This is a genomic window from Mycobacterium sp. TH-M106, assembly GCF_057473765.1.
In genome coordinates this window covers 1-2,124 of sequence record NZ_JBYCLE010000045.1, presented here as the reverse complement: position 1 = coordinate 2,124, position 2,124 = coordinate 1, and the positions used below count along the sequence as shown (strand labels likewise).

The following is a 2,124-nucleotide window of genomic DNA, read 5'->3' as shown; positions in this document are numbered from 1 at the left end:
CGCCGACCAACTGCTGGCCCGCGTCTCGGCCGATGAAAACCTGCATATGCTCTTCTACCGCGACGTCTCCGATGCCGGCTTCCAGATCGCACCCAACGAGGCAATGCGGTCACTGCACAAGGTGCTACGCAACTTCAAGATGCCCGGATACACGGTCCCGGAATTTCGCCGTAAGGCCGTCATCATCGCCGTTGGCGGGGTGTTCGACCCGAGCATCTTCCTCAACGACGTGGTGATGCCGGTACTGAAGAAATGGCGTATCTTCGAGCGCGAGGACTTCACTGGCGAGGCCGCACAAATGCGCGACGACCTCGGCCTGCTGGTCGACGAGCTCAAGGACGCGTGCGCCAAGTTCGAGCTATCCAAGCAGCGCCACCTCGAACGCGAGGCCCGCAGGGTCGAAAAGATCACCGCCAACCGAGTGCTGTCCACAACGAGGACACTGACACTCAGCAGGACGTAGCGAACCATTGGCTCGCAAGCCGCCACCGATCCGACCGGATCGCTTAGTGCGATGTGGTCAACCTTTATGGTGCTGTTGTGGACGCACATACGGTGACGCTGGATCGGGCGCTGGCCGAAACCCGTACCGGGGACATCTGGCTGTTCCGCGGTCGCTCCGGGCCGGACCGCACCATCCAGACCCTCTCCAACGCCCCGGTGAACCACGTCGGCATGACGGTGGCCATCGACGATCTGCCGCCGTTGATCTGGCACGCCGAGCTCGGCGACAAGCTCACCGACGTCTGGGCGGGCGCCACGCATCGCGGCGTGCAGCTTAACGACGCCCGGGAAGCCGTCGAGCGGTGGATGCAGCACTACCACCAGCGGTGCTGGCTACGTCAGCTGACCCCGTATGCCAACCGCAGCCAGGAGGACAGATTGCTGCGGGTCATCGCCCGGATGGACGGCACCCCGTTCCCCGCCACTGCGCGGCTCACCGGCCGGTGGCTGCGCGGTCGCGTCCCGACCATCAACGACTGGACACGGGGTATCCCGGTGTTGGACAAGAAGGTTCGCCAGGCATCGCAACGGCGTAAGGCGCGACAGCGCGCAGCGGGTGTCGAGACCGCCTACTGCGCGGAGACAGTGGCGATCACCTACGAGGAGATGGGGTTGTTGTCCACCGACAAGCATTCGAGCTGGTTCGACCCCGGGTCGTTTTGGAGTGGTGACATCCTGCCGCTGACGCCCGGTTACGAGCTGGGCCGCGAGATAGCCGTCTCCGGTTAGCTCACGCCGGCTCGTCGACACTCATCTCGGCCAGCACCGACCAGTCCGTCGCGTCGATCGCCTGGCTGATGATCTTCGGCGTCGAGGTCAGTGCCGGCGGCAGCTCCCGCATCGCCTGCTTGAAGTGGTCGCTGTTGACGTGGGCACTGCCGGCCGCAGCGTCGCGGAACGCTTCGACTAGCACGTATTCGCATTCGTTGTCGAGGCTGCGCGACCAGTCGAACCAGAGGTTGCCCGGTTCGGCTCGGGTGGCCGCCGTGAACGAAGCGACCAGCTGAGGCCACCGGTCGGTCCACTCGGGTTTGGTTTCGAACTTGACGACGATGAAGATCACCGCTGCTCCTCACTTGCTCACCGATCTCGAAGGTGCGCCGCACCGGGGTGGGCGACAGCCCGCAAACCACCGCCAGTCAGTATGCGCGGCGCCTCCCACTGGGAAAATCTGCCTTCACACAACGGTCAGGCGCAGCCCGGGAGCGACTGGGCAGCACCCGCCCGGATCGCACCGGGGCCGCCGCGCGAATCGCCAACGGCGCGGCCTCGCGACCAGGGCTGCGGGAATTCGCGTTCGCCCCGCAACGAGCTGAGGAGAGTCAAACGGCTAAGGCAGCTGAGCTTGTGGGCAACTGTTCGCTAGATGGGTATCAGTCGTTACCAGCGGGGCATGCAGCTGCTCGGCCAGTTCCACGTAGAGCGCGTCCACCAGACGATGGGTGTTTCGTCGAGACCATGCCCCTGCAGTGAGGTTCATCAGCAAATGACGTGACAACGGCGCACGCCGCAACGCGCCGAGGTGAGGTGTTTCTGACTTAACCGCAGAGATCGCGCGGGAAATTACCCAACTCATGGCGTCTCCCCGGTGGGGTTGGTGTGGGCGCGATGGTAGTCGAT

At 64.5% G+C, this 2,124-nt stretch carries 3 protein-coding genes; 2 read left to right on the top strand and 1 reads right to left on the bottom strand.

Annotated elements, in window-relative coordinates; all coding sequences use genetic code 11:
* Positions 1-463 (top strand): acyl-ACP desaturase (locus tag AC2VOP_RS01580; RefSeq protein ID WP_486959339.1); only part of this gene is annotated, 463 nt, incomplete at its 5' end.
* A 77-nt stretch (positions 464-540) separates the two neighbouring features.
* The gene (locus AC2VOP_RS01575; RefSeq protein ID WP_486959338.1) at positions 541-1,233 is read left to right on the top strand and encodes a guanylate cyclase; all 693 of its coding nucleotides are present in this window, start codon (positions 541-543) and stop codon (positions 1,231-1,233) included.
* A gap of 1 nt (position 1,234) precedes the next feature.
* Here the strand turns inward: AC2VOP_RS01575 and AC2VOP_RS01570 are convergent, their stop codons facing one another.
* Positions 1,235-1,567, bottom strand: coding sequence for a putative quinol monooxygenase (locus tag AC2VOP_RS01570; RefSeq protein WP_486959337.1), 333 nt, complete (start codon positions 1,565-1,567; stop codon positions 1,235-1,237).
* Positions 1,568-2,124 lie beyond the last annotated feature (557 nt).